This window comes from Bacillus sp. ISL-34 (assembly GCF_018613325.1).
GTDB lineage: Bacteria > Bacillota > Bacilli > Bacillales > DSM-1321 > Peribacillus.
The window spans coordinates 1-25,136 of the sequence record NZ_JAGGQJ010000018.1 but is presented as its reverse complement, the minus strand read 5'-3'; the positions used below and the strand labels follow the sequence as shown (position 1 = coordinate 25,136).

25 protein-coding genes, 21 tRNA genes and 2 rRNA genes are annotated in these 25,136 nt (G+C 43.8%); 11 read left to right on the top strand and 37 right to left on the bottom strand.

The genetic code is table 11. From position 1 onward, the window contains the following. Positions 1-319: 319 nt before the first annotated feature. Positions 320-562, bottom strand: coding sequence for a DUF2584 domain-containing protein (locus tag J7E52_RS13670; protein ID WP_101225571.1), 243 nt, complete (start codon positions 560-562; stop codon positions 320-322). 50 nt (positions 563-612) lie between these two features. Beyond that, positions 613-1,440 (bottom strand): alpha/beta hydrolase family protein, encoded by an 828-nt coding sequence (locus J7E52_RS13665; RefSeq protein WP_214747280.1) that lies wholly within the window; start codon positions 1,438-1,440, stop codon positions 613-615. 141 nt (positions 1,441-1,581) lie between these two features. On the opposite strand from J7E52_RS13665, the gene J7E52_RS13660 reads away from it, so the two are divergent. Genes J7E52_RS13660 through J7E52_RS13650 form a run of 3 tightly spaced genes read left to right on the top strand, consistent with a single transcriptional unit; the run spans position 1,582 to position 4,116 of the window. Beyond that, positions 1,582-2,538 (top strand): ABC transporter substrate-binding protein, encoded by a 957-nt coding sequence (locus J7E52_RS13660; protein WP_214747581.1) that lies wholly within the window; start codon positions 1,582-1,584, stop codon positions 2,536-2,538. Between the two features lie 26 nt (positions 2,539-2,564). After that, positions 2,565-3,335, top strand: a complete 771-nt coding sequence (locus J7E52_RS13655) for an ABC transporter ATP-binding protein (RefSeq protein WP_214747277.1) — start codon at positions 2,565-2,567, stop codon at positions 3,333-3,335. Further along, positions 3,325-4,116 (top strand): ABC transporter permease, encoded by a 792-nt coding sequence (locus J7E52_RS13650; RefSeq protein ID WP_286197745.1) that lies wholly within the window; start codon positions 3,325-3,327, stop codon positions 4,114-4,116. Before J7E52_RS13655 ends, J7E52_RS13650 begins: the two co-directional genes overlap by 11 nt. Positions 4,117-4,359: 243 nt before the next feature. Here the strand turns inward: J7E52_RS13650 and ytkD are convergent, their stop codons facing one another. Continuing rightward, complete coding sequence (gene ytkD, locus J7E52_RS13645) at positions 4,360-4,830, bottom strand: RNA deprotection pyrophosphohydrolase (protein WP_214747274.1); 471 nt, start codon at positions 4,828-4,830, stop codon at positions 4,360-4,362. A 107-nt stretch (positions 4,831-4,937) separates the two neighbouring features. Beyond that, positions 4,938-5,288: a hydrolase gene (locus tag J7E52_RS13640; protein WP_214747271.1), complete on the bottom strand. Its 351-nt coding sequence runs from the start codon at positions 5,286-5,288 to the stop codon at positions 4,938-4,940. A 226-nt stretch (positions 5,289-5,514) separates the two neighbouring features. Here J7E52_RS13640 and J7E52_RS13635 point away from each other — a divergent pair, with 226 nt between their 5' ends. Next, complete coding sequence (locus J7E52_RS13635) at positions 5,515-5,781, top strand: DUF6154 family protein (protein ID WP_370694063.1); 267 nt, start codon at positions 5,515-5,517, stop codon at positions 5,779-5,781. A gap of 96 nt (positions 5,782-5,877) precedes the next feature. Here J7E52_RS13635 and J7E52_RS13630 read toward each other — a convergent pair whose 3' ends face one another. Next, on the bottom strand, positions 5,878-6,318 hold the full coding sequence (locus J7E52_RS13630; protein WP_214747268.1) for a Dps family protein: 441 nt from the start codon (positions 6,316-6,318) through the stop codon (positions 5,878-5,880). A 124-nt stretch (positions 6,319-6,442) separates the two neighbouring features. Between J7E52_RS13630 and ytzI the strand changes: the two genes are divergently transcribed. Beyond that, on the top strand, positions 6,443-6,598 hold the full coding sequence (gene ytzI / locus J7E52_RS13625; protein ID WP_214747265.1) for a YtzI protein: 156 nt from the start codon (positions 6,443-6,445) through the stop codon (positions 6,596-6,598). 38 nt (positions 6,599-6,636) lie between these two features. Here the strand turns inward: ytzI and J7E52_RS13620 are convergent, their stop codons facing one another. Next, positions 6,637-7,110: an S-ribosylhomocysteine lyase gene (locus J7E52_RS13620; protein ID WP_137019600.1), complete on the bottom strand. Its 474-nt coding sequence runs from the start codon at positions 7,108-7,110 to the stop codon at positions 6,637-6,639. 209 nt (positions 7,111-7,319) lie between these two features. Between J7E52_RS13620 and yidD the strand changes: the two genes are divergently transcribed. Next, complete coding sequence (gene yidD / locus J7E52_RS13615; RefSeq protein WP_286197762.1) at positions 7,320-7,541, top strand: membrane protein insertion efficiency factor YidD; 222 nt, start codon at positions 7,320-7,322, stop codon at positions 7,539-7,541. A 121-nt stretch (positions 7,542-7,662) separates the two neighbouring features. Further along, positions 7,663-8,631 carry a metal ABC transporter solute-binding protein, Zn/Mn family gene (locus tag J7E52_RS13610; protein ID WP_214747260.1) on the top strand — a complete coding sequence of 323 codons (969 nt, stop codon included), beginning with the start codon at positions 7,663-7,665 and terminating at the stop codon, positions 8,629-8,631. Between the two features lie 55 nt (positions 8,632-8,686). Here the strand turns inward: J7E52_RS13610 and J7E52_RS13605 are convergent, their stop codons facing one another. Then, positions 8,687-9,751, bottom strand: a complete 1,065-nt coding sequence (locus tag J7E52_RS13605; RefSeq protein ID WP_286197742.1) for a DctP family TRAP transporter solute-binding subunit — start codon at positions 9,749-9,751, stop codon at positions 8,687-8,689. Positions 9,752-9,891: 140 nt separating this feature from the next. On the opposite strand from J7E52_RS13605, the gene J7E52_RS13600 reads away from it, so the two are divergent. Then, the gene (locus tag J7E52_RS13600; protein WP_214747257.1) at positions 9,892-11,502 is read left to right on the top strand and encodes an ATP-binding protein; all 1,611 of its coding nucleotides are present in this window, start codon (positions 9,892-9,894) and stop codon (positions 11,500-11,502) included. Further along, positions 11,495-12,190: a response regulator gene (locus tag J7E52_RS13595; protein WP_214747254.1), complete on the top strand. Its 696-nt coding sequence runs from the start codon at positions 11,495-11,497 to the stop codon at positions 12,188-12,190. Before J7E52_RS13600 ends, J7E52_RS13595 begins: the two co-directional genes overlap by 8 nt. 53 nt (positions 12,191-12,243) lie before the next feature. Here J7E52_RS13595 and J7E52_RS13590 read toward each other — a convergent pair whose 3' ends face one another. The 7 genes from J7E52_RS13590 to J7E52_RS13560 form a co-directional block, all read right to left on the bottom strand. After that, positions 12,244-12,393, bottom strand: a complete 150-nt coding sequence (locus J7E52_RS13590; protein WP_185151124.1) for a hypothetical protein — start codon at positions 12,391-12,393, stop codon at positions 12,244-12,246. Positions 12,394-13,159: 766 nt separating this feature from the next. Continuing rightward, positions 13,160-14,266: an o-succinylbenzoate synthase gene (gene menC / locus J7E52_RS13585; protein ID WP_214747251.1), complete on the bottom strand. Its 1,107-nt coding sequence runs from the start codon at positions 14,264-14,266 to the stop codon at positions 13,160-13,162. Continuing rightward, positions 14,263-15,741 carry an o-succinylbenzoate--CoA ligase gene (locus J7E52_RS13580; RefSeq protein WP_214747248.1) on the bottom strand — a complete coding sequence of 493 codons (1,479 nt, stop codon included), beginning with the start codon at positions 15,739-15,741 and terminating at the stop codon, positions 14,263-14,265. Before J7E52_RS13580 ends, menC begins: the two co-directional genes overlap by 4 nt. Before the next feature lie 86 nt (positions 15,742-15,827). Then, positions 15,828-16,640, bottom strand: coding sequence for a 1,4-dihydroxy-2-naphthoyl-CoA synthase (gene menB / locus J7E52_RS13575; RefSeq protein WP_370029151.1), 813 nt, complete (start codon positions 16,638-16,640; stop codon positions 15,828-15,830). Between the two features lie 7 nt (positions 16,641-16,647). Continuing rightward, positions 16,648-17,469: a 2-succinyl-6-hydroxy-2,4-cyclohexadiene-1-carboxylate synthase gene (gene menH, locus J7E52_RS13570; RefSeq protein ID WP_214747245.1), complete on the bottom strand. Its 822-nt coding sequence runs from the start codon at positions 17,467-17,469 to the stop codon at positions 16,648-16,650. After that, complete coding sequence (menD, locus tag J7E52_RS13565; protein ID WP_214747243.1) at positions 17,466-19,217, bottom strand: 2-succinyl-5-enolpyruvyl-6-hydroxy-3-cyclohexene-1-carboxylic-acid synthase; 1,752 nt, start codon at positions 19,215-19,217, stop codon at positions 17,466-17,468. Before menD ends, menH begins: the two co-directional genes overlap by 4 nt. Then, complete coding sequence (locus J7E52_RS13560; protein ID WP_214747240.1) at positions 19,210-20,619, bottom strand: isochorismate synthase; 1,410 nt, start codon at positions 20,617-20,619, stop codon at positions 19,210-19,212. Before J7E52_RS13560 ends, menD begins: the two co-directional genes overlap by 8 nt. Before the next feature lie 299 nt (positions 20,620-20,918). On the opposite strand from J7E52_RS13560, the gene J7E52_RS13555 reads away from it, so the two are divergent. Both J7E52_RS13555 and J7E52_RS13550 read left to right on the top strand, forming a co-directional pair. Further along, positions 20,919-21,839, top strand: a complete 921-nt coding sequence (locus tag J7E52_RS13555; RefSeq protein WP_214747237.1) for a 1,4-dihydroxy-2-naphthoate polyprenyltransferase — start codon at positions 20,919-20,921, stop codon at positions 21,837-21,839. Between the two features lie 147 nt (positions 21,840-21,986). Then, a complete protein-coding gene (locus tag J7E52_RS13550; RefSeq protein ID WP_214747234.1) occupies positions 21,987-22,745 on the top strand; it encodes a TraR/DksA C4-type zinc finger protein in 759 nt (252 codons plus the stop codon). Between the two features lie 22 nt (positions 22,746-22,767). Here J7E52_RS13550 and J7E52_RS13545 read toward each other — a convergent pair. From J7E52_RS13545 to J7E52_RS13435, 23 genes are all read right to left on the bottom strand, one after another. Then, positions 22,768-22,839 (bottom strand) — tRNA-Glu (locus J7E52_RS13545). A 3-nt stretch (positions 22,840-22,842) separates the two neighbouring features. After that, a tRNA-Ser gene (locus J7E52_RS13540) sits at positions 22,843-22,933 on the bottom strand. 1 nt (position 22,934) lies between these two features. Continuing rightward, positions 22,935-23,009: transfer RNA gene (locus tag J7E52_RS13535), tRNA-Asn, on the bottom strand. A gap of 12 nt (positions 23,010-23,021) precedes the next feature. Further along, positions 23,022-23,098: transfer RNA gene (locus J7E52_RS13530), tRNA-Ile, on the bottom strand. 5 nt (positions 23,099-23,103) lie between these two features. After that, positions 23,104-23,177, bottom strand: a tRNA-Gly gene (locus J7E52_RS13525). Between the two features lie 4 nt (positions 23,178-23,181). Beyond that, positions 23,182-23,257, bottom strand: a tRNA-His gene (locus tag J7E52_RS13520). 33 nt (positions 23,258-23,290) lie between these two features. Then, positions 23,291-23,363: transfer RNA gene (locus J7E52_RS13515), tRNA-Phe, on the bottom strand. A gap of 20 nt (positions 23,364-23,383) precedes the next feature. After that, positions 23,384-23,459: transfer RNA gene (locus J7E52_RS13510), tRNA-Asp, on the bottom strand. Between the two features lie 6 nt (positions 23,460-23,465). Beyond that, a tRNA-Met gene (locus J7E52_RS13505) sits at positions 23,466-23,539 on the bottom strand. Positions 23,540-23,642: 103 nt separating this feature from the next. Further along, positions 23,643-23,735: transfer RNA gene (locus tag J7E52_RS13500), tRNA-Ser, on the bottom strand. A 23-nt stretch (positions 23,736-23,758) separates the two neighbouring features. Next, positions 23,759-23,835, bottom strand: a tRNA-Ile gene (locus J7E52_RS13495). A 10-nt stretch (positions 23,836-23,845) separates the two neighbouring features. Then, positions 23,846-23,922: transfer RNA gene (locus tag J7E52_RS13490), tRNA-Met, on the bottom strand. A 28-nt stretch (positions 23,923-23,950) separates the two neighbouring features. Then, positions 23,951-24,026, bottom strand: a tRNA-Ala gene (locus tag J7E52_RS13485). Positions 24,027-24,043: 17 nt separating this feature from the next. Next, positions 24,044-24,120, bottom strand: a tRNA-Pro gene (locus J7E52_RS13480). Between the two features lie 11 nt (positions 24,121-24,131). Next, positions 24,132-24,208, bottom strand: a tRNA-Arg gene (locus J7E52_RS13475). A gap of 9 nt (positions 24,209-24,217) precedes the next feature. Continuing rightward, positions 24,218-24,306, bottom strand: a tRNA-Leu gene (locus J7E52_RS13470). A gap of 12 nt (positions 24,307-24,318) precedes the next feature. Next, positions 24,319-24,393: transfer RNA gene (locus tag J7E52_RS13465), tRNA-Gly, on the bottom strand. 5 nt (positions 24,394-24,398) lie between these two features. Next, positions 24,399-24,480, bottom strand: a tRNA-Leu gene (locus tag J7E52_RS13460). A gap of 8 nt (positions 24,481-24,488) precedes the next feature. Further along, a tRNA-Lys gene (locus J7E52_RS13455) sits at positions 24,489-24,564 on the bottom strand. Between the two features lie 20 nt (positions 24,565-24,584). Continuing rightward, positions 24,585-24,660: transfer RNA gene (locus J7E52_RS13450), tRNA-Thr, on the bottom strand. A gap of 10 nt (positions 24,661-24,670) precedes the next feature. Continuing rightward, positions 24,671-24,746 (bottom strand) — tRNA-Val (locus J7E52_RS13445). An 11-nt stretch (positions 24,747-24,757) separates the two neighbouring features. Further along, positions 24,758-24,873 (bottom strand): 5S ribosomal RNA (gene rrf / locus J7E52_RS13440). Between the two features lie 120 nt (positions 24,874-24,993). Further along, positions 24,994-25,136: ribosomal RNA gene (locus tag J7E52_RS13435) — 23S ribosomal RNA — on the bottom strand; the annotation flags it as partial.

Genomic DNA, 25,136 nt, shown 5'->3' with positions numbered 1-25,136 from the left:
AGGTTGGATTATTAGTGTAGAGCTCGAATTTTGGTGTGTACGGTCGAATTTATTGGGGCACAGGTCGAATTATGGGCGTCTACGGTCGAATTTTTATGGGGCACAGGTCGGATTATGGGCGTCTACGGTCGAATTGTCTGTGCACAGGTCGGATTATGGGCGTCTACAATCGAATTGTCTGTGCACAGGTCGGATTATGGGTGTTTAAGGCCAAATTATGGGGGCACAGGGCCGAATTTTTCGCACATCTGGTCGAATTCTCCAACACAATCAAAAAAAGCGCTTGCAGCGAATCGATTCCCGGCAAGCGCTTGTCTATTTAGTTAGTTGAGTTCAGTGATAGCAGTTGGTACGTAATGATGGTCTTTTCACTGGTCCATTCAATTTTTTGAATAACGGCTGTTCCGCTTGAGTCAGATTGAATCGTTTTGCGGACATCGATTGGAATATCGATAGGGTATAACCTGTAACCAGCTTTCGACAGCCGGAAAATGTTTTCTTCTTCACGGGTTTCGTTCCCTTTTGTAACGATCATGGTATTTAGCTCCATAGGCATGCCCATGTGTATCTCCTCCTCTTGCTAATATACTTAGAATATACTTCATTCTATCATTATTCGGTTTTACTTTTCATCCAAGATGTTAAATCTTCGACTACTTTTCTGTTCACGGCCGGCGGGAAGTAATGCGTGAATTGAGGGAAATACCAGCTTTCGACCTCTTTGTCATGCATTTTCAACCTTTTCTCCAATCGGTATGCGTGTTCTATGGCGACATTGTCATCTTTTTCACCATGAATGATCAGGACGGGTACATTCAAATCTTCAATCGCAAACAATGGAGTACGGTATTCATACTGATCGGGGCATTTTTTAGGTGTTCCGCCGATGACCCGCTTCATCATCCGACGCATATCGACACGTTCGACATACGTTAAAAACATATCCGACACACCTCCCCATGTGACGATCGACGCTGCATTACTGCAGTATATCCCAGCCCAAAGCGCCATGATGCCGCCACGGGAAAATCCGAGGATATGAATGTGATCCTTGTTCACTCGGGGGTGCTGTTCAAGAAGATTGAATCCTGATATCGCATCGAATCGATCTTCGCCTCCAAAATCCTCATCTCCCTCTCCGCCTTGATTCCCACGGTAAAAAGGGGCAAAAACGATGAAACCTTCTACGGCATACTGTACGATCCTTGCGGGCCTCACCTTGCCGACATTTTTAATCCCGCCGCGTAAATATAAGAAAGCATCATGTATTTCGCCATCAACTGGCTCGGCAAGCAACCCCTTTACCTTTAGGCCTTGTGATATGTATGTAACTGAATAAAGATGGATTTGTGGATGCGGTGATGGAAACCGCCGTTTTGAAATAATCGTTCCGTTCTCCAATTTCCACTCTCCTTTCTCTTTGTTCTTATTGTAAAACATCCGCTTGTTTTTATCCCCTGAGAGGCATTCACATTTTTTTCTTCCGTTCATACGATAACGTAGGCAAAATACCTATATATCAAGGAGGAAGGAATTTTGAAAAAATGGTGCAAAGCAGGTGTCGTATTTTTACTTCTGTGCATGCTGGTAATCCCGCTTGGAGCATGCGGCAACAAGGAAGAGGAAACAACGAAGGTCAGGGTGGCCGAAGTAACCCGCTCCCTTTTCTATACACCGCAATATGTAGCGATTGAAAAAGGATTTTTTAAAGATGAGGGGCTGAGCATTGATTTGAAAACGACGGCAGGCGGCGACAAGACGATGACCACGCTTCTTTCCGATGGGGCGGATATTGCTCTCGTTGGCTCTGAAACATCGATTTACGTTCAGGCACAAGGTTCGAACGACCCCGTCATCAACTTCGCTCAATTAACACAGACGGATGGAACGTTTCTTGTTTCACGTGAAAAAATTGACAACTTCAATTGGGATATGCTGAAAAACTCTACATTCCTAGGCCAGCGAAAAGGCGGAATGCCGCAAATGGCCGGCGAGTTCGTATTGAAAAAACATAACATAGACCCAAAAAATGATTTGAACCTCATCCAGAATATTGATTTTGCGAATGTAGCAACTGCCTTCGCCTCCGGAACCGGCGATTTTGTTCAACTGTTCGAACCAACGGCCAGTGTGTTTGAAAAAGAAGGGAAAGGCTATATCGTCGCTTCTTTCGGCACCGAATCCGGGCATCTTCCCTATACAGTCTATATGGCTAAGGAAAGCTATTTGAAAGAAGACAAAGAGACTGTTGAAAAATTCACGAGAGCATTGAAGAAAGCACAGGATTGGGTTCAGGAAAATGATGCTGCTGAAATTGCCGAAGTCATTCAGCCGTATTTTGAAGATACCAATATCGAGACGATGGAAACAGTTATCAACCGCTACAAAGAACAAGGATCCTTTGCCACAGACCCCATTCTTGATGAAGATGAATGGAACAATCTGCAAAACATCATGGATGAAGCAGGCGAACTGCCTTCACGTATAAGCCATGAAGAGCTGGTCAATACAGATTTTGCAGAAGAAGTCACAAAATAGCATAGCTAAGGTAAGGAGGATGTCAGATGAGCTTTTTAAAAATCCAAGACATTCACCATACTTATTTTTCAAATCAGACGGCAGCGACCGCACTAGCGGACATTTCCCTCGACATTGAAAAAGGTGAATTCGTCTCTTTTCTAGGTCCGAGCGGCTGCGGAAAAACCACCCTGCTTTCCATCATTGCCGGGCTATTTCCGCCCACTGCGGGAAAAATCCTGCTCGAAAACAAACCGCTGAAAGCCAACAGTGACCTTTCAATCGGCTATATGCTGCAGCAGGATTATCTATTTCCATGGAAGACGATAGAAGAAAATATATTATTAGGTTTGAAACTGATTAAAAAAGATGAAGGCCTTGAGAGAATAAAAACGCTGAAACTTTTAAGTGACGTTGGATTGGGAGGCACCGGAAAATTATATCCGCGTGAACTCTCGGGAGGAATGAGGCAAAGGGCTGCACTGGCACGGACACTGGCGGTCGACCCAAAAATCCTTTTGCTTGATGAACCGTTCTCGGCTCTAGATTACCAAACGAAGTTGAAGCTCGAAGACCTTGTTTTTGAAACCCTGAAATCCTTCGGAAAGACAGCCGTGCTCGTCACACATGATATCGGTGAAGCCATTGCAATGAGTGACCGCATTTACCTGTTTTCCGCAAACCCGGGAAGCGTGCACAAAACATTCAAGGTGCCCGATGAACTGCGTGAACTCACGCCTTTCCATGCACGCAACCATCCACAGTATCCGATACTATTCCAAACGATCTGGAAGGAGCTTGAGAGCCTTGAATATTGAACAGCTTCATAACCAATATAAAAACTCATTAAGAAAAGAAAACAAGCTCATTCGCTTTTATCAGATCTTGATTTTCATCGTTTTTTTCAGCAGTTGGGAACTTCTTTCCAGAATGGAAGTGATCGATCCGCTCATCTTCAGCTCCCCAACTAAAGTATGGCATCTTTTCATACAGAAATTGGGTGATGGAACACTGCTATCCCATTCAGGAGTGACGCTATTCGAGACCGTTCTCGGCTTTATCATAGGGACACTTCTTGGAACGATCCTGGCATCCCTGCTTTGGTGGTCGCCAAGATTATCCAAAACGCTTGACCCCTATCTCGTCATTCTAAATGCCATGCCGAAAGTGGCACTTGGCCCAATCATCATCGTAGCATTCGGCCCGGGCTTACCATCCATCATCTCGATGGGGGCGATCATCTCCATCATCATCACCACCATCGTCGTCTACACCGCATTTCGCGAAGTCGACCCAAATTACCTGAAGGTGCTCCAAACTTTTGGCGCCACAAGAACACAAGCTTTTCGGGAAGCCATATTACCCGCCTCCTTCCCAACGATCATCTCGACATTGAAAGTGAATGTCGGCCTCTCCTGGGTCGGCGTCATCGTCGGGGAATTCCTTGTTTCGGCGAAAGGACTCGGCTACCTCATCATTTATGGCTTTCAAGTCTTCAACTTCACCCTCGTAATGCTTGCCTTGATGATCATCGCCGTCTTTGCCACAATCATGTATCAACTAGTAGAACTGCTCGAGCGAAAATTAATCAAAGACTAACCAAACTGCCGATAAACCTCGGCAGTTTTTCATTCATGCTTAAGATGAAACATAAAATTATTGAGTTTCGGTCATTTACTCGTGAGTTTTGGCGATTTACTCGTGAGTTTCGGCCATTTACTCGTGAGTTTCGGCCATTTACTCGTGAGTTTTGGCGATTTAATCGTGAGTTTCGGTGTTTTACTCGTGAGTTTTGGTGTTTTACTCGTAAGTTTAAGTGTTTTACACTTGACTTCCGGCGATTCACTCGTTTCTCAGCAAAGTGCCCTCATCCAGTCTTGATAAGCTCAACGGTACGATCTCATCTTTCATGATGAAGCTAAACTCCTCACCGAGTACATCCGGCAATGCTTTCAAAAAGACCGGGCCGTCCGTTTCCAGGTAATTCTGTTTCTTTTCTACCCCACGCAATGCAGCATAGTATATTGATTTAACGAATGGCTTCACAGGATCATGTACTTTATATTGCCCCAAAAATTGCAGCTGGCCGACCAAACCTCCTGTTTCTTCATACACTTCCCGTATGACTGTTTCTTCAATCGATTCCCCTGCTTCCCGCTTACCTCCGGGGAACTCCAATCCCCGTTCTCTGTGTTTGGTCAATACCCACCTGCCCTTAAACCTGCTGAGCACAAAAACATGCCAAGACTCTCCAAAGACAGGGTGATCGGAGAATTCCACCTTATATCCGTTCTTATCAAGAAAACGTTTCATTTTTCCCCTTCTCTCCGTATAAGAAATAATGCTATGGCCCTTCATTCATTATATGGGTAAAAAAAACCACTATCCAGCAAGAATCCAACAAAAAAAACGATGGCCCCTCAATATTCGAGGCCATCGTCTGTTGGTTTTGCCTGTAAAATCCCCATGCTTTCTATATGCCGTCTTCCTTCTTCAGTACCTAGAGCATAGATCATCTCGTAAATTTTTTGGAGAGTGATATCCTGTTTATCATTTTCACGGTCAAAATGATATTGAAGGTATGGGACATGTGACCGGTAAAAATTTTCTTCCCCTACTGAATAATTATAATCAAATAATTCACGTAATTTTATGATTTCATTATCCGTCGCCTCGATCTCGAAATTCCATGGAGAACTTTCCCTATCTTGTGTTATCTGCCCATTCGGAAGCCAAATGTAATATTTTTTCCTGTTTTCAGACACATTCATCCACCCTTTCCATATATCCTACGCTTATTTTTCACGTATTTCCCCACTTCATACAATGGAAAATTTTGTTTACAGAAGAACAAAGATGTTAAATAATAGATTAAAGTATCTTTCAAAGGGTAAAACATATAATAAGCCCAAGCATCCCTTAAGATTTTTATATGCACCCAGAGGTTTTTTTGATAACCTACATATAAAGAGATAACGGATTTCTAATAAATGTGAGGTGAGAGTTTTGAAGTTAATTGAAGAATTATACAATATGTACCGTGATAAGATGACTGGTGATGAAGAAGATATTGATATGCTTACTTTTGCGGTTTTGGAACAGCTTGACCGCAAGGAAATTTTCGAATTGCTTCAAGAGATGGATGATCAAGAACTAACCAATTTAATGGGCCTTTACATTATTGAAACGTTAAAAGGGAAGTTCGCTCAAAATAGTATGAACGACACGAAACCTACACATTTTCCGCCTAGGAATATTCATTAATACATACCTTGTCAGGTGTCCCTCTTTTGATGGATGCCTTTTTTATTGTTTTACCCATAAAAAAAAGCCCTACCGAAGCAGGGCTTTTCCTAAATCTTAATGTCCTAAATACGCACGCAGCATCCAAGCATGTTTGTTTAAGCTTTTCTTCATGCCTGTCAGCATATCTGCCGTAACCGGATCTTCTTCTTCGGCAACTTCGATGATTTCCATGAACTCTTCGGAAAGCTTCTCAAAATCACTGATGACGCTTTGAACCATATCTTCTGTATTTTCCTTACCTGTCGCTTCTTCGATCGTCGTTAATTCCATATACTCTTTAAGGGTAGCGACCGGCTTTTCACCAATGGCCAATAGTCTTTCAGCCAATTCGTCATAGTTGGATGTCACTTCTTTATATAACTCTTCCAATTTTTGGTGAAGTTCAAAGAAGTGCGGTCCATTCACGAACCAGTGGTAATTATGAATTTTCGTATAAAGAACACTGAAGTTTGCAATTTCCTTATTCACTAAAGTTCCTAATTTTTTCTGAGCCATAAATATCTACCTCCGTAAGTTGGTTATACCTCTATAATTCCCTCTATTCGAAAATCGAAACATTTTCTGATTAGGTTCTTATGCTAAAATGAATCTAAATTGTGAACGTTAGGAGCTGTAAAGTATGATTACGGTTTTAGTTATCTCCATTATTGTGATTCTGATTGTATTGGCATTATCGATCCTAACAATCGGAAAAGGTTACAGCTACAAGCATACAGTGGATCCCGTCGATCCTTTGCCCGAGAATGAGGGGAAAAAAGAAGAATCCGAAAAATAAAAAAAAGTTCCTGTCACAAACTGACAGGAACTTTTTTATTAACCGAAAACTTTATGAAGATCTTCTTTATCTTGTGCAAGCCAGAAATTCATTAATTTCTTAGCTCCTTCAAGATCATGCAATTTTGCTTGGCCGCATTGTTTTTCATTTGCAGCAGGGATTTCTGTAATTGTAACAGCATCCTTGAATGTATCTTCAAGAACATCGATGATTTCCGTCACTGTCGGCTCACCGCTGACCACAAGGTAATATCCTGTTTGACATCCCATTGGCGAAATATCGATTATATCAAAATGATCGTAGCGCTCGGAATGCTTACGGATATTGAATGCAAGCAAGTGTTCCAGGGTATGGATCGTATCCGGCTTCATCGCTTGTTTATTCGGCTGGCAAAAACGGATATCAAATTTATTAACAACACCGTCTGTTCCTACCTTATGGACACCGCAATGTCTAACATATGGGGCTTTAACAGCGTTATGATCTAATTCAAAGCTTTCAACTGAAGGCATTTAATTCACTCCTTAATTGTATGTCATCTCTATTTTACCTTGAATAACAATATATTTCATCCTTTAAAATTAATTCTCATTATATCAATCGGATTACCAAAATGCTCATTCCTTTTTTACCCTTATTGGAAATTTAGAAAATATGCTATAATGGAGGGTAGTCAATTTACTCGAAAAGAGATGAAAGCATTGTGTTGAAAAAAATATTAATGGGAATCATCCGTTTTTACCAAGTTGCTATTTCTCCATTAAAACCGCCTACCTGCCGTTTTTACCCAACTTGTTCCCATTATGGTTTGGAAGCGATAAATCGTTTCGGACCTATAAAAGGAAGCTGGTTAGCACTCATCCGGATTCTTAAATGTCATCCGTTTCATCCAGGAGGCATTGATCTTGTTCCTGAAAAAAATGAAAAAAGTGAGGAGCATTAGAAAAAACCCTTGCTTTCTTTTGCAATCTTTTGTATCATACAGAAGTCAAATCGTAATCATTTCGTTTTTACCACATAAAATTCAAATCGTAATCAATACGAATTATAAAGGAGAATTTCATATGAAAATTCGAGCATTACTCTCACTTTTCCTTGTTACTGCGCTATTTCTGTCAGCCTGCGGCAACTCAAAGGGTGAATCGAGTAAAGAAGAAGCCAAGGATGCCTTAGATATATATACGACGGTTTACCCTTTACAATACTTCACGGAGGCCATTGGCGGGGAGTACGTAAATGTCGAGACGGTTTATCCTCCCGGAACGGATGAACACTCATTCGAACCTTCTCAAAAAGATATAGTAAAAATGGCTGAATCAGACCTGTTTTTCTATATTGGCTATAATCTTGAAGGCTTTGTAACCAAGGCTGAACCAATTCTAAGCAAAGAAGGCGTCAGTACAATCGCTGTTGGCGAAACGGTTCATCTTGATGAAGAGGAACATGCACACGAAGAGGAACATGCACACGAAGAGGAACATGCTCATGAAGACGACGGTCATGACCATGGGGACGTCAATCCGCATTTGTGGTTAGATCCCCTCTATTCCATTGACATGGCTAAAACCATCAAGGACGAATTAACGAAAAAAATGCCGGAACAGGAAGAATATTTCGACAGCCAATTCAACAAGCTTTCCGAAAAGCTTAAGGCACTTGATGAAAAATTCGCGACGACGATCGAGTCGGGCCGTACCAATAAGATCATCGTTTCCCATTCTGCTTATGGTTATTGGGAGGAACGCTACGGATTGGAACAAATTGGCGTTACAGGACTAACGTCATCAAACGAACCTTCTCAAAAGGAACTGGGGAAAATCGTAACCATGGCTGAAGAAGAAGACTTGAACTACGTCATCTTTGAGCAGAATATCAGTTCTAAACTAACCGAGATCATCCAAAAGGAGATGGGAGCGAAATCACTTGAGCTCCATAACCTTTCCGTGTTGACGGATAAAGATATCGAAGCCGGCGAAGATTACTTCAGTTTAATGGAAAAAAATATCAAGACACTGCAAACTGCATTGCAATAGAAAAAAAAGGAGCAGGCCCTTTGGGTCCGCTCTTTTTTTGTTCCCCACCATTTAGTTATTCCTTTAAATGCTTCTTACGGATCTTTTCCATTTTCGTCATCAATTCGGTTCCAATCGTTGATTCGAATTCCGGATAGATGACGCTCATCTCATCCATCCATTCCTTCTTTTCCTCATCTGACAGTGTATAGATGTCGATATTCGATTTTTGCTGGATTTCCCGAAGCTGTTCCTGATTCAATTCATTTGATTTGAACCATAGCCATTTCGTTGTATCATCCATCGCCCGTTGGATTTGCAGCTGAATATCCAACGGGAGTTTGTCCCAAAACGGCTTGTTTATCATGACGACATACCCTAAATAGCCATGATCACTGATCGTTAAATATTTTTGCACCTCATATAATTTCTTGGAATAGATATTCGAAATCGTATTTTCCTGGCTGTCCGTTTCTTTGATTTCAAGGCTTTTAAACGTTTCATTAAACTCCAGCTCAGCAGTTGTCGCCCCAAAATGCTTGAATTGGCTTTTCAGGACTTCACTTGGCATGATTCTAAAATTCTTTCCTGCAAAATCACTTGGATGCCGTATCGGTTTATTGCTTGTAATCTGTTTATAGTTATTCGACCAAAATGCGAGTCCCTCGATATCGATGGTATTTAGCTGCTTTAGCAGCTCTTCCCCCACTTCCCCATTCAACGCTTCCTGCAAGGCAGCGTCCGTTGGAAAGACGTAAGGGAGGTCCAACAGCATCCATTTCTTTGATATGCTCGTAATTTTAGATGTTGTTGGAGCAATCATCTGCACCTTGTTTTCTTGTAATGCTTCGATTTCTTCATGATCACTATATAATGACTGATTAGGATAAACTTCGATTTTGACACGATGATCTGTATATTCATCAACAAGTTGGGCAAATCGGTTAGCAGCTAGACCTTTAGGTGTATTTTCGGCAACGACATGACTGAACTTAATCACGATTTGATCCTTCATCCCGACCTGCTCCTCATCCTTCGGCAAATTGAAACCGAAGCTTGTAAAGAACGATTGAAACGATATATAGACTGCTATCAACAGCCCCAAGCCAATTAATAAGAAGTACCCCCATAATGCACGCATACCGACAACACCTCACCGCTCACTTCACATAATCACTATTCTATCACAGCTTTTTGCTGTCGTAATACAATGCGCGAAAAATAGCGAAAAGTGATAGAAATTCTGTTACTATAAAGTATAGAAGTAATGGAGGAAAAACAATGGATAAATCCTTTCATATGCCCATACAAATTAAAATCACCCTGCTATCATTCGTAATCGTCGCTTTTTCGATACTTATAGGCGGGATTTTTATATTTGGAAATATCGTTTCGGTAAGGGAAGATGAAATCGGCAAAAGATCCATGATCACTGCCCATACCATTGCCGAACTCCCTGAAGTACAAAAATTGGTGCGAGAGCCTGAAGGATGGACGCAGCTCAATCCGATTATTGAAAACTTAAGGAAAATCCATCAAGCAGATTATATCGTTGTACTCAACAATCAGCATATACGGTATTCCCACCCCGTGTTCAGCCAATTGGGAACCCCCTCGGGCAGCAGCGACGAAAGCGCTGCGTTCGCTGAACACGAATACCTTTCAAAGGCTGCTGGCGAACTTGGCATTTCCGTCCGTGCCTTCGTCCCGATCCTTGATAGAGATAGAGAGCAAATCGGCGTCGTTCTGGTTGGGAATATCTTGCCCACGATACCGGAGTTAATCAAGGACCTTAAAGGCGAAATCGGGATTATCCTTGTCCTGACTCTTCTATTCGGGGTATGCGGCTCATGGCTCATGGCAAGAAGGATAAAAAAAGAGACCTTCCAACTTGAACCACATGAAATTTCACGGATGTTGGTTGAAAGGACAGCTGCTTTCAATGCCATGCATGAAGGAGTCATCGCCATAGATAATAATCAGACAATCACGATTTTCAATGAAAAGGCTAAGCAAATATTCAATATCAACGGTGCGGTCATTGGCCAGAATATCAATGATATTATCCATGATACCCGTCTCCCGGAAGTGCTCGACCGGACATCTCCCATCTTCAATCAGGAAATCTCCGTTCAAAACAGGAATATCGTAAGCAACCGGGTACCGATAAAGATTGCGGATAAAACGATCGGTGCCGTGGCCATTTTCCAGGATCGCACCGATGTGACGAAGCTAGCTGAAGAGTTGACTAGCGTCAAAGCATTCGTTGAAGCCCTGCGTGTTCAAAACCATGAACATATGAACAAGCTCCATACGATAGCAGGATTGATTCAGCTAGGCAATCTTGACGAAGCGCTGCATTACATTTTTCAGATCACGGAAGAACAAGAGGAATTGACCAGGTTTTTAACGAAGCACATTCACGATGATAATTTAGTGGGGCTGATATTAAGTAAGATCTCCTTGGGACGGGAACTCGGAATCGAGCTCATCATGGACAAGCACACAAAATTGGACCGCTTCCCCGCTGATTTGGATCATCACGATTTTGTTTTGATAATCGGAAACCTGATCGAAAACTCATTCGCAGCGCTAAAGCATTGTTCAGAGGAAACAAAACAGGTTTATCTATCCATCTACCAGGATGAACGTCATTGTCAAATCGTGCTTGAGGATAATGGACCCGGCATTCCCGAGGACATTCATAAAGATATATTCGAGTATGGTTTTACTACAAAAGGTGCAGAAGGATCAGGAATTGGTCTTTATCTAATAGACCAAATTGTAAAAAAAGCGAACGGCGAAATGAAATTCACGACACGCCCTAACGAAGGAACAAGCTTTTTTCTTTCTTTTCCAATGCATGATATAGAGGAGAACCAAAATGACTAACGAAATTCGTGTACTTTTAATAGAAGACGACCCAATGGTCCAAGAGGTCAACAAACAGTTCATCGAGCGCCTGCCTGCTTTTAAAGTCGTTGATACAGCTTCAAATGGGCTTGAAGGTCTGGAAAAAATCAGGCAGTCTAAACCCGACCTTGTCATTTTGGACATCTTCATGCCATCTTTAAACGGGGTTGATACACTTTATCAAATCAGAAAAGAGCAAATTGATGTGGATGTCATCATCATTTCAGCGGCAAATGATCAGAAAACGATCAGAAAAATGATACAGAACGGGGCTTTTGACTATTTAATCAAGCCATTTAAATTCGAAAGGCTAAAACATACGCTGGAACAATACTTTGCTTTTCGGATGGACGTTGAACCTGATCATCAAATTTCTCAAAATCAGCTCGACCGGATTCTCTTTCAACATAAAACAAATTCTGAAGCGAGTCCGAAATATGATGTTCCCAAAGGATTGAATGGCGCGACTCTTGAACAAGTGACGAAGTTCATAAAGACCCAGCCTGGGTCACTTTCTGCAGAAGAAGTGGCTGATGGGATTGGAATCGCCAGAGTTACTGCAAGGCGCTATCTTGAATACTTGCATGGCGAAGAGGTCCTTCAGCTTGACGTACAATATGGCAGCATAGGCCGTCCAGTCAATAGGTACCGGCTTAAAAAACTTTAAAACGCATGGGGACCGGCCAGAACCGAAACGGTTCCCTTTTTACTTTTATTCATTTACGCACCTGTCTTCCGGTCATATAGGCCCCACTTTCTCTTCAAAAGAAACAGCTCACACTCTTCCAATGCCGTCACTTCTTTAATGACATAGTCCGGCATGCCTCTTCTTAGTAGAATCTCCGCAATAAGGTACGGTTTTTTCTTCATACACTCTCCCCTCCCTTTCCCTTGGTTGCCATTCTTTTAATTTATTATACAAAATAATCCAATAAAGAAAAAATAGACAAAGCCCCATTTTCCGAAAAAAAATATGCCTGATCGGTCCATTCCAATGATTTTCCTTCTCTAAAATCCCGTTTTCTAAGGTAATACTGGAGATAAAAAAATATTTGCAGACTCTAGACAATAAAAAAATGTTTCAGTTGAATTCAGAAATCCGCTCTCCTTTCCGCCGACTGTCTGCCAAGCATCTAGCGGGGTGTTGGCTAGCCAGCTTTTCGGCAGGAGTGTCGCAAATTTCTTCAATTCAATGAGGATTACCGTAAAAAGGGTTCGGGATGAGACCATTCCGAATCTCATTTTGCTAAAATTCGAAGAAAAGCAAGTTTGTATACCAGTATTTTTTTATAAAACGTTTCAGTTAAGCCGGAGATACTTATTTCGACCTTCAACGTACTTTATTCGACCGTTCTCGCATTTATTCGACCTACACAGAACTTTATTCGACCGTGCTCAAATTTATTCGACCTATACCGCACTTTATTCAGCCGTTGAAGAATTTTTACCAACCTCCAGGGTCTTAGCTTTTGTCTACAAACGGATATTTGTTATCTTATTAAAATTATTTTCCAAAAGGGTGGGGTTTCCGTCCAAAAAATTACTAAATGGGTGAGTTAAGTAGACCGTGGGGGCAAAAGGAGATAGAGGATTATCAAAATTTGATCAAAAGAGGTGGAAATCACCTCCTTTGATGTTATTGCTTGTACAGTTTATTATATGTAGTCAATTCCTTTAGCCGCTTTTCATTGATGGCAAAACCGATTCCAGCTTTATCGGGAACCTTGATCATGCCATTTTCGACAAGTACTTCAGGATCAATTATATCTTCATCCCAATAACGGGATGAAGATGATATATCCCCGGGAATCGTGAACCCTTTTAATGTAGCAAGTGCGATATTATGTGCACGTGATATGCCAAATTCAATCATACCGCCGCACCAAACGGGCACATCATTTCCCAGGCATAGATCATGGATTCTTACAGCTTCCAGCCAGCCGCCGACCTTAGCCATCTTAATGTTGATCACCCCACAGCTTTGGAGCGATAGCGCACTTTTGGCATCATGAAATGAATTTATGCTTTCATCCAGGCAAATGGGTGTCTGCAGCTGTTTCTGCAAGAATGAATGTTCCACAATGTCGTCATGTCCCAGCGGCTGTTCAATCATCATCAGATTGAACACATCAAGCTTCTGAAGATGTGGGATGTCATCAAGAGTGTACGCTGAATTGGCATCTGCCATTAGCGGGATATCGGGATAGGCCCGACGTATTTCCGCTAAAAACTCCAGATCATTTTGTGGATTGATTTTTATTTTATAACGCTGATAACCAGATCCGGAAAAATCCTCGATCTGGCGCATCGCGTCTTCAATATCATTGGATGCAACGACTACACCAGCGGCCACTTCACTACGTTCGCCGCCAAACAGCCGTCCGAGGTATACCCCTTTCTGCTTCGCATATAAATCGAGGATTGCCTGCTCTAAAGCTGACTTCGCCATCGCATTCCGTCTGATTCCGCTCCATAAGTTCGGCAGCTCATCAGGATGCTTGATCTGACTGGCCAATGTCAGCGGGATTAAGAAGTCATCCAACATATGAAAGCATGTTTTGATCGTTTCCTCGGTATACCAAGGACTTGTAAAAGGCACAGCTTCCCCGTATCCAATCAACCCATCCTTATCCATGGCTTCGACAATTATCACTTCCCGATCGCTTACCGTTTCGAGATGCGTTTTGAATGGCCGCTTTAAAGGGGCCTTAATGAGCTTTAGGGAAATGGAAGATAACTTCATTGCCCTTCCCCCATTAGCTTCTTCAGTTCCCGTCTCAGAAGCTTGCTTGCGCCATTCCGGGGAAGCTCGTCACAAAAAATCACGTTCCGGGGAATTTTATAGGATGCTAAATATCCCCTGCAATATTCCAGCAGTTCGCTCTCATCAAGCTCTGCACCTTGATGCAAGACGACAAAAGCAAGCGGGACCTGCCCCCACTTTTCATCGTCAGTCCCCGTCACTCCCGCTTCGAAAACATCAGGGTGCTTACTGAGGATATTTTCAATCTCGGCCGGATAGACATTTTCACCGCCGGAGATGATTAAATCCGAGCGTCGGTCAAGCACATATAAAAAGCCTTCTTCATCGAGATAACCAAGGTCCCCAGTATAAAGCCATCCATCGGTAATGGCCTGCTGTGTAGCGTCCATCCGATTAAAATAGCCTTTCGTCACATTCGGGCCTGAAACCACGATTTCACCCACTGCACCCGGTTCACACATAGTGCCGCCTTTCTCTATCCGTAACTGCGAAGGAAATAAAGGCTTTCCCGCTGAGCCGATTTTTGTCATGCTATACTCCGGTGCCAGCGTCACAATCTGTGAAGACGTTTCGGTCATCCCATATGATTGATAGACGGGAATCCCTTTCTCCTTACATGCTTCAAGTAAATGGACGGGTGCAGGGCCGCCGCCCAACAGGAAACAGCGAAAGGTTTTTGGATAGCTTGTTCCCTTCAATTCCTGAACCATCCTATTAAGCATCGCCGTCACGACCGAAATGATCGTCACGCCATTTTCCTGAATGCTCCGGTTTGCTTCCCGTTCATCGAACCGTTCCGCCAAGACGACTTTCATGCCATAAATCACATTTTTCATCAAGATGGATAAACCGCTAATATGAAAGATCGGAACCGCACAATACCAAGAATCCTCCTCATGCAATCCAAGGTTCAGAACCGACCCTACGGCACTCCACCAATGGTTGCCGAATGTTTGGATCACCCCTTTTGGATTTCCTGTCGTACCTGATGTATACATGATCGTAGCGGTATCTTCAAGGTAAAACTCTTCAAGTATCTCCGCAGTGCCATCTGGCAATTCTTCCATTAAGTGAAGGTTCAAATCCGGGAGAATCTCACCAATATCAAAGAGTTTGCCTGAGAAGGATCCTTCTGAAACCAGATAGGCAGTTCCACTATCCTCGATCTGCCAGGACAGCTCTTTTGCCGTTAGCTTATTATTCAGCATCACTATCTTCACACCGAGATAAAATAGTGCATGGATAACGACAACACCATCAATATGGTTACGGAGCAGAACCGCGCATGAATCGCCAGCGCCCAGGCCAATGCTTGCCAGCTTACCAGCCATCTTCTCCGATAATGTATGCAGTTCAAGAAAGCTATACGTATGACCTTCAAACTCAATTGCTGGGCGATCCGGTGAAAGATGCGCCCGATTTTTCAGCCAGTTCGGCAACTTTTCTTCTGCCATTGCTGCTTACCCTCTTCCATTTTGATATAGAAAACAGCCCGGCGATTTTCCGCCAAGCTGTCAGTCTCATCGATTCACGCGTTTCATTAAGGGAAACGAGGGAATTGCCCAAAGTCCGGAGTGCGTTTTTCTTTGAATGCATCGCGGCCTTCTTTCGCTTCTTCTGTTGTATAGTATAAAAGTGTAGCGTCACCAGCCAATTGTTGAAGACCTGCAAGTCCATCTGTATCAGCGTTCATTGCCGCTTTCAAGAAACGAAGTGCAGTCGGGCTCTTCTCAAGCATTTCTTCACACCATTTAACCGTTTCCGCTTCTAATTGGTCCAAAGGTACGACCGTGTTGACCAATCCCATATCCAATGCTTCCTGTGCATTGTATTGACGGCATAGGTACCAAATTTCACGCGCTTTTTTATGACCCACGATGCGTGCAAGGTATCCAGAACCATAACCAGCATCAAAGCTTCCTACATTCGGTCCAGTTTGTCCGAAAATTGCATTGTCAGCAGCAATCGTCAAGTCACATACCACGTTCAAGACATTACCGCCACCAATTGCATATCCTGCAACCATGGCTACGACTGGTTTTGGAATTACGCGAATCAAACGTTGCAAATCAAGGACATTTAGACGCGGAATGTTATCTTCACCCACATATCCGCCATTTCCTCGTACTTTTTGGTCTCCGCCTGAACAGAATGCTTTACCGCCTACACCCGTCAAAATAATGACACCAATGCTGGAATCATCACGCGCCCTTGCGAATGCATCAATCATTTCAGCAGTCGTTTTTGGCGTGAATGCATTATGTACATGTGGTCGGTTGATGGACACTTTCGCAATCCCATTATATTTTTCATACAAAATTTCATCATACTCACGTATTGTTTCCCATTGAATCGTCACCTTAGTTCCTCCTTTTATTTCGCTTTAAAAACTCACTTATTATTTTACCAAACTTTTCTCCAACTTCCACATGAATCGCATGTCCCGCATCATTTATTATTTTCCATTCAGCCCGCGTCAGCTTTTTTTTCATCGAGTCCGCAATGTCACAAAACTTACGGTCGAATTCACCGGTTACAAGGAGAACAGGAAAATCAAGGGTATGCAGTTGTTCCCAGTATGAAGCCTGACTGCCCGTCCCCATACCAAGAAGGCTATTGGAAAGGCCGGCAGGGTCATTTGCCAACCGCTGCTCCCGAATGGCCAACCTGGTTTTGGCCGACAACCGTTTTTGACTTTCAAACAGCGGGATGTTTTCCCATTGATCCACAAACGCTTCCATGCCATTTTCAAGAATTCGTTCGGCAAGCTTCCTATCATTCTTCCTTCGGATTTCCCGATCCTTTTCTGTTAAGAGGCCTGGTGAAGCGCTCTCCAAAATCAATGTATCAACATACTCAGGATACAGACAGGCAAATCCCAATCCGAGCCTTCCGCCCATTGAGTACCCAAGGATATGGGCTTTCGGGAAATGTAACACATCCAAAATATACTTGATATCCTCAGCCACACGCTCCATCTCATACCTTCGATGATCGGCTGGTGACGCTGACATGCCATGACCGATGATGTCGACCATTATCAACGTATACCTGTCACTCAGTAGTGGAATGAGGAATTTCCATGTATCCCGATTTCCCGTAAATCCATGTAAAAGTACAAGAGGATCTCCATTTCCCGTTATTTCAACAGCATAATTGACATCCTTGCTGACAATATTCATGATATTTCCCTGTCTAACACCATTTTTATTTCCTGGGAAACAAAGCTCCACAAATTTCGATGCTTTTGTAAATTGGACTCTCTTTCTGTCGGTACTTCAATGATTTTGAGTCCTTTAACTTCAAATGACTCTGTAAATACCTTCTCTAACTCATCCCAACTTTGCACCTTGTTGTATTTACCGCCATAAAGCTGGGCAGTATGGGAAAAATCAAGCCCATGAGGCGTGCCGAATAGCGTTTCGAAATGTTCCCTCTCATTCGCCTGCGGCAAGAAGGAGAAAATGCCGCCGCCATCATTATTAACCAGCAATATCGTGATATTTTGTTTTTGAAGTTTTGCCGCAAGCAAGCCATTCATATCATGGAAAAAGCTTAAATCCCCGATTGCCAGCACTGTATTTTTCGATACCGTGCTTACCCCAAGCGCAGTGGAAACGACACCATCGATGCCATTCGCCCCGCGATTTGCAATGGTTTTGATTTCTTTTCCATTATTTAAAAAGAAGGTATCCAAATCACGTATGGGCATACTATTCCCGACAAACAGCGTCGATTCCAATGGCATCATATCAGCAAGCAGGGCGAACAGCTTGCCTTCGCTTAACTCCGCTTCATCCCTGACGGAGGCTAAGGCATCCTTCGTCGCTCTGTTGACGGTTTGCCATAAGCCAAGCCATTCATCATCAGGGGAAGAAGTAATACTTTCAGCAATTCGCAGACAAAAATCTTTCTCTTCGCTGTAAATCATATTCGTTGCCAATCCGGCTGGTTCGCGCCAGCCTGCTCCGCCATCGACGACCAAAGTGATTGCCTGTTTTTGTTTTTTCATGAATAACAATAATGGTTTAGAAACAGGCATTGCCCCGAATCTCAAAATCACTTCCGGCCTGAAAGCCGCTTTTGCCGTTTCATCGCGTAGAAAAGTATCGTACGCATCAATTATGACGGCTTTGTCATGACTTCCGCTCCTTAACTGTGAAAGGGGATCAGCCAGTATCGGAAAAGCAAGTTTTTCCGCTAATGCAATGATCGCTTCCTTCATCTCTGGATGCGGTAATTCGCCACATACAATCATACCTTGCTTAGCTTGTGACAATGTAGTTGCAACAGCTTCTATTTGTGATGATGACAGTGACAGTTCTCCACTGTCAATCAACACTGCAGGCGTCATTTCATTTTGCCTGTACTCCTTTGCCTGCTCCAGGTCCGGAATCAATGGTTCTCGAAGCGGGAAATTCAAATGTACAGGCCCTGCAGGTTCAGCTGCCGCTGTAGCCACTGCTCTTGCACCGACCGTTCTGGCATACCGCATCATCCCATCCGTGCTTTCAGGAAGTGCCATTTCGACAAACCATTTTACATGTCTCCCGTAAAGATGTATCTGATCGATCGCCTGCGGTGCTCCGACATCACGCAATTCATGCGGGCGGTCAGCGGTAAGTACAATAAGCGGCACTCTTGAATAGAAAGCCTCTATGACGGCTGGGTAATAGTTTGCAGCGGCTGTACCTGACGTACAAAGAAGTCCGACAGGTTCTTTTAAGGCCTTAGCCAAACCAAGGGCAAAAAAAGCAGCCGAACGCTCATCCACATTAATATGAATTTCGATATCAGGGTGTTCCACTAGCAACAAAGCTAGGGGTGTGGATCGTGAACCTGGGCTCACCACCACATGCTTCACCTCATTTTGTGCCAGCTCATCGACGAATGAAGCAGCATACGCTGTCAATGCATCTCGGTCATTCATTAAGATTTCCTCCTAAAGCACTTAACATCGGATTGAATTTAATCCCTGTTTCCTGGTATTCACTTTCGGGAGTCGAATCTTCCACTACTCCGCATCCGGCAAAGAGCGATGCCTCATTGTTCTGTATTAGGGCAGAACGTATCCCTACAGCGAATTCCCCGTTTCCATACGTATCCACCCAGCCTAAAGGACCCGCATAAAAGCCGCGTTCAAGACCTTCCATTTCCCGAATTCGGACAACCGCCTTTTCTTTTGGAAGTCCGCCCATAGCAGGTGTTGGGTGGAGATTCTCGACAAATTCAAAAATCGTGACACCTTCCTTTGAGATACCACGGACCGGTGTGTACAAATGCTGGATATGACGGTTTTTCATAAGTGTCGGTTCGGCCGGGACCATCACCTTTTCGCATACAGAATCAAAGGCATTGGATATCATCGACACAACATATTGATGCTCTTGTAAATTCTTTTGGTCATGAAGCAATTCTTCACCAAGACAAACATCTTCTTGCTCATCTTTCCCTCGTCCCATCGATCCAGCAAGACAGGTAGAAAAAACTTCATTTCCCTGTTTCTTAATCAAACGTTCGGGAGTGGCACCGACAAAACAGTCACCACCGGCTTCCAAACTGAAAATATAACTCAATGGCTGCTCAGCAATCAATTGTTCAAGCACTTTCCCTGAATCGATGGAACGTTCAAAACCAAGTCGAAGCTCCCTTGCCAAAACGATCTTGTCGAGATCTGTCGTCTTGATTTCCTGAACAGCCTCTGCGACCGTCCGCTTCCATTCCTCAGGTTCGACTTCCCTCCGCATGACCAGGGAATTTGCACCCAATCCATTGCCATCCAAGCTTTCGAAAAGGAAAGCTTCCCGTTCATTTATCATATCTATGAAGAGTTTTTCTGAATCATCAGGCGAACAAAGTAAGTTTGTCGTTAAGTAAGCTTGTTTCCCCACTATTGACAGCATGAAGGCAGGTATATAAAACAGGTTGTCCCCGAACTGATTCCAAAGGAGCGTACTGTCGGTTTCATAATCAAAAGAAAAGCCCCCAAACAGTAAAGGACCTGTCGCTTCTAAATCGGTCACTCCTGTTTTGACAGCATTATTCTGCAGTTTGATCCAGCTCTTTTCGACTTCTCTATAACGTTCGGCATTCGATGCCGCTTTGAGTTTCTTAACATTGCCTAAACCGGTGATGGTTATTTCCTTTGCAGGGTCCTCCCAGAAAAAGCGTTCACCCGCGTACCGTTCTCTTCCAGCTTGATAAAATGAAAGGGGGTTGTTGCAATTAACTTTCTTAATATGACTGAATAGAACTTGATCATTCAAGTCCTTCGCCTTTTGTATAGCTGAAGCAAGTCCCTGAAACTGTTCAGTTTCCTCTGAGATAGCCAAAAAAATCCCCCCAAATGTACATTTTAAAAGCTTTTTAACCTATTTAAAGATACACCTCCCTTGAACCTCATGTCAATAAAACGCCCCTTTACCGACCGATTCTTTCCTGCTTTTTTCCTTATTATATGAATCTTAGCGAATGTAGAGAAATATCCTTGATTCTGGAAATGCAACATCCATGAAAACCAATTATCACCCTTACCGACTTTTCCTGCATTTATTAGGATAACCTTTTGTGCAACATTTCAATATTTGTTATAATTTCGAGAGAACCAATAATGATTTTGAGGAGAGAAATAATGCAAACAGAATACGACGGACTTCCCCTTAAAAGGACCTGGAAGATTTGGTGGGAGTTAATTCGTCCACATACACTAACCGCAGCTTTTGTCCCAGTCTTACTTGGAACTGTGATTGCACTTTTGGAAGATGGAGTGAATTGGTTACTATTCGCTGCCATGATGACTGCCAGTATCCTGATTCAAGCTGCAACCAATTTATTCAATGAATACTATGATTTCAAGCGAGGCTTGGATACGGAGGAATCCGTAGGCATCGGCGGCGGGATCGTCCGTCATGGGATGACCCCCAAACTAATCATGACCTTGGCACTTGGCATGTATGCCATCGCCTTGATAATTGGAATCTATATCTGTGCCGCATCATCTTGGTGGCTTGCTGCAATAGGACTAGTTTGCATGCTTGTCGGCTATCTTTATACAGGCGGACCCCTTCCCATTTCATATACACCATTCGGGGAACTTTTTTCTGGATTGTTCATGGGCTTTTTGATAATCCTGATCGCCTTTTTCATTCAAACCGGTGATGTTTCTTCTACTGCCATCTTAATTGCCATTCCAAGTGGGATTTTGGTCGGGCTGATCAACTTATCAAATAACCTGCGCGACCATGACGGAGATAAGGCACATGGCCGCAAAACGATGCCTGTTGTGATGGGCAGGAAAAACGCCCTGACATTCATGGCAATCATGTTCGCCTTCTCTTATCTATGGCTTGTTGGGCTAGTTCTTACCGGAAGCGTAACGACGTGGATTCTCCTTGCCTTCCTAAGCATCCCGAAGGCCATGGCCGCAATCAAAGGCTTCGTAGGTAAAACGCAGCCGATCACGATGGTGCCAGCAATGAAAGCCACGGCCCAAACGAACACCTTCTTTGGCTTACTCATGGCCATTGGATTATTCATCAGCTATCTTATATAATCTCCAAGGACTGAGCTCATCCGCTCAGTCCTTTTTTCTTTCTTCCATTCCATATTGTTTTCCTATACTCCGATTCGGGTAATAGATAATACAACCATCTTACCAATATAAAATGAGATTTGGACTTTAGAAGGAGTGAATAAGGATATGGCAACGAAACAACAAACGCAAAAAATCAAAAAAGAACTGCTTCAAGAAAAAGAGGATCTAAGTAGTAGAATTCAAAATGATGAACAATCCGTCCTGGATAAAAGCCAGACGGAATCCGTAGGGGAATTATCATCCTATGATAATCATCCTGCTGACCTAGGAACCGAATTATTCGAGATGGAACGGAATCAAGCACTCGATGAGCATGCTCAATCCGAAATGGAGAAAATCGATGAAGCATTAAAAGCCATAGAAGAAGGCTCGTATGGCCATTGTAAAACCTGCAATATAGAAATCCCCATCGAGAGGCTTGAAACGATCCCAAGCACCCTCTACTGCGTCGGGCATGCCCCAGAACGGTCACTTTCACAAGACCGGCCAGTGGAAGAGGATATATTGATTCCATCCAAGGGTGATCATTTTGAAAATCGTCATGGAATCGAAATAGTGGATAAAGAAGATAGCTTTGGTGAAGTTGCCAAATTCGGTACATCCGAAACGCCATCTGATTACACAGGCGATCATGACAATTATAATGATCTTTATAAAACCGAGGATGAAACGAATGGATTTCCTGAAGACTATGAAGGATTTGCCGCAAATGATATCGAAGGAAAAAATAGAGTGGATATACCGAACAAAAAGCAAAAGGAATATGAAGATACACTGGAAGAAGAAAATATCGATTCCAATCTTGGAGACATTCCCTATAAACAAAAAGATAGTTATATCAATGAAAAAAAGAAGCATACATGAATGTATGCTTCCTTTTTTGTTATGACCCGTACGGGATTCGAACCCGTGTTACCGCCGTGAAAGGGCGGTGTCTTAACCGCTTGACCAACGGGCCAAATGGCGGAGAAGGAGGGATTTGAACCCTCGCGCCGCTCGCGCGACCTACACCCTTAGCAGGGGCGCCTCTTCAGCCTCTTGAGTACTTCCCCGTGGCTCCGCAGGTAGGACTCGAACCTACGACCGTTCGGTTAACAGCCGAATGCTCTACCACTGAGCTACTGCGGAACAATATGAATATGGTGGGCCTAAATGGACTCGAACCATCGACCTCACGCTTATCAGGCGTGCGCTCTAACCAGCTGAGCTATAGGCCCATATTTGGAGCGGGTGAAGGGAATCGAACCCTCATCATCAGCTTGGAAGGCTGAGGTTTTACCACTAAACTACACCCGCGAAATGGGGCGACTGATGGGAATCGAACCCACGAATGCCTGAACCACAATCAGGTGCGTTAACCACTTCGCCACAACCGCCGTAATATTTTGCAATAAATTTTGCAAGAAAGGTGGCTCAGGACGGAATCGAACCGCCGACACAAGGATTTTCAGTCCTTTGCTCTACCGACTGAGCTACTGAGCCACATATGATTAAAGTAAAAATGGCGGTCCCGACGGGAATCGAACCCGCGATCTCCTGCGTGACAGGCAGGCATGTTAACCGCTACACCACGGGACCTAATAATTGCGGGGACAGGATTTGAACCTGCGACCTTCGGGTTATGAGCCCGACGAGCTACCGGACTGCTCCACCCCGCGACGGTAATAATGAAACGATTTGCATCAAGTTTTCGTGTATATTGTTTTGTATGCTTCCTCTATGTAAGGCTGTTTCAAAACAACTTGCTGCTTTTTGAAAAAATGGAGGAGGTAGAGGGATTCGAACCCCCGCGGGATTTGACTCCCCTGTCGGTTTTCAAGACCGATCCCTTCAGCCGAACTTGGGTATACCTCCACGGCTTTTAAAAAAAATGAATATGGTGGACCTTGTAGGACTCGAACCTACGACCGGACGGTTATGAGCCGTCTGCTCTAACCAGCTGAGCTAAAGGTCCTTATATTTATTGGTAGCGGCGGAGGGGATCGAACCCCCGACCTCACGGGTATGAACCGTACGCTCTAGCCAGCTGAGCTACACCGCCAATATAATATAAGTATCTGATTGAAAAATGGTGGAGCCTAGCGGGATCGAACCGCTGACCTCCTGCGTGCAAGGCAGGCGCTCTCCCAGCTGAGCTAAGGCCCCATTCATTAAAAATCACGTGGTCGGGAAGACAGGATTCGAACCTGCGACCCCTTGGTCCCAAACCAAGTGCTCTACCAAGCTGAGCTACTTCCCGCAATAAAAACATGGTGCGCCCGGCGGGAGTCGAACCTACAACCTTCTGATTCGTAGTCAGATGCTCTATCCAATTGAGCTACGGGCGCATATTAAGATGGTGCCGAGGACCGGAATCGAACCGGTACGGTAGTCACCTACCGCAGGATTTTAAGTCCTGTGCGTCTGCCAGTTCCGCCACCCCGGCACATACGAAAAGTGGAGCGGAAGACGGGATTCGAACCCGCGACCCCAACCTTGGCAAGGTTGTATTCTACCACTGAACTACTTCCGCGAACATGCGGGTGAAGGGACTTGAACCCCCACGCCTTGCGGCGCCAGATCCTAAGTCTGGTGCGTCTGCCAATTCCGCCACACCCGCATATGAAATGGTGAGCCATGAAGGATTCGAACCTTCGACCCTCTGATTAAAAGTCAGATGCTCTACCAACTGAGCTAATGGCTCGTGCTTGTACTATCTTAAAATGGTGCCGGCAAGAGGACTTGAACCCCCAACCTACTGATTACAAGTCAGTTGCTCTACCAGTTGAGCTACACCGGCAGGTGTAAAATGGTGGAGGATGACGGGATCGAACCGCCGACCCTCTGCTTGTAAGGCAGATGCTCTCCCAGCTGAGCTAATCCTCCATATAAAACCTGCTTGGCGACGTCCTACTCTCACAGGGGGAAACCCCCAACTACCATCGGCGCTGAAGAGCTTAACTGCCGTGTTCGGAATGGGAACGGGTGTGACCTCTTCGCTATCGTCACCAAACAATGTTGACATTTTTTCAAGACATATATTATTATAACGTCTTTTTGAGAAAATGCAAGAAGAAATTTTATTCCTTCAAAACTAGATAATAAGAAGAAGGTATTTCATTTTTCTAAAGCGTTGGTTAAGTCCTCGATCTATTAGTATCAGTCAGCTCCACATGTCACCATGCTTCCACCTCTGACCTATCAACCTGATCATCTTTCAGGGATCTTACTAGCTTGCGCCATGGGAAATCTCATCTTGAGGGGGGCTTCATGCTT

What these genes read in the sequence shown, in the direction of transcription:
- menH (WP_214747245.1), bottom strand. Translation starts at nt 17,469, where the DNA reads ATGAATATTGTCAGCAAGGATGTCAATTATGCTGTTGAAATAACGGGA.
- J7E52_RS13640 (WP_214747271.1), bottom strand. Translation starts at nt 5,288, where the DNA reads ATGAATGTGTCTGAAAACAGGAAAAAATATTACATTTGGCTTCCGAAT.
- J7E52_RS13600 (WP_214747257.1), top strand. Translation starts at nt 9,892, where the DNA reads ATGGATAAATCCTTTCATATGCCCATACAAATTAAAATCACCCTGCTA.
- J7E52_RS13605 (WP_286197742.1), bottom strand. Translation starts at nt 9,751, where the DNA reads ATGCGTGCATTATGGGGGTACTTCTTATTAATTGGCTTGGGGCTGTTG.
- J7E52_RS13595 (WP_214747254.1), top strand. Translation starts at nt 11,495, where the DNA reads ATGACTAACGAAATTCGTGTACTTTTAATAGAAGACGACCCAATGGTC.
- J7E52_RS13610 (WP_214747260.1), top strand. Translation starts at nt 7,663, where the DNA reads ATGAAAATTCGAGCATTACTCTCACTTTTCCTTGTTACTGCGCTATTT.
- J7E52_RS13580 (WP_214747248.1), bottom strand. Translation starts at nt 15,741, where the DNA reads ATGGCAGAAGAAAAGTTGCCGAACTGGCTGAAAAATCGGGCGCATCTT.
- ytkD (WP_214747274.1), bottom strand. Translation starts at nt 4,830, where the DNA reads ATGAAACGTTTTCTTGATAAGAACGGATATAAGGTGGAATTCTCCGAT.
- J7E52_RS13655 (WP_214747277.1), top strand. Translation starts at nt 2,565, where the DNA reads ATGAGCTTTTTAAAAATCCAAGACATTCACCATACTTATTTTTCAAAT.
- J7E52_RS13660 (WP_214747581.1), top strand. Translation starts at nt 1,582, where the DNA reads ATGCTGGTAATCCCGCTTGGAGCATGCGGCAACAAGGAAGAGGAAACA.
- J7E52_RS13630 (WP_214747268.1), bottom strand. Translation starts at nt 6,318, where the DNA reads ATGGCTCAGAAAAAATTAGGAACTTTAGTGAATAAGGAAATTGCAAAC.
- J7E52_RS13665 (WP_214747280.1), bottom strand. Translation starts at nt 1,440, where the DNA reads ATGTTTTACAATAAGAACAAAGAGAAAGGAGAGTGGAAATTGGAGAAC.
- J7E52_RS13550 (WP_214747234.1), top strand. Translation starts at nt 21,987, where the DNA reads ATGGCAACGAAACAACAAACGCAAAAAATCAAAAAAGAACTGCTTCAA.
- J7E52_RS13670 (WP_101225571.1), bottom strand. Translation starts at nt 562, where the DNA reads ATGGGCATGCCTATGGAGCTAAATACCATGATCGTTACAAAAGGGAAC.
- yidD (WP_286197762.1), top strand. Translation starts at nt 7,320, where the DNA reads ATGGGAATCATCCGTTTTTACCAAGTTGCTATTTCTCCATTAAAACCG.
- J7E52_RS13555 (WP_214747237.1), top strand. Translation starts at nt 20,919, where the DNA reads ATGCAAACAGAATACGACGGACTTCCCCTTAAAAGGACCTGGAAGATT.
- J7E52_RS13620 (WP_137019600.1), bottom strand. Translation starts at nt 7,110, where the DNA reads ATGCCTTCAGTTGAAAGCTTTGAATTAGATCATAACGCTGTTAAAGCC.
- menD (WP_214747243.1), bottom strand. Translation starts at nt 19,217, where the DNA reads ATGAATGACCGAGATGCATTGACAGCGTATGCTGCTTCATTCGTCGAT.
- menC (WP_214747251.1), bottom strand. Translation starts at nt 14,266, where the DNA reads ATGAAGTTATCTTCCATTTCCCTAAAGCTCATTAAGGCCCCTTTAAAG.
- ytzI (WP_214747265.1), top strand. Translation starts at nt 6,443, where the DNA reads ATGATTACGGTTTTAGTTATCTCCATTATTGTGATTCTGATTGTATTG.
- J7E52_RS13590 (WP_185151124.1), bottom strand. Translation starts at nt 12,393, where the DNA reads ATGAAGAAAAAACCGTACCTTATTGCGGAGATTCTACTAAGAAGAGGC.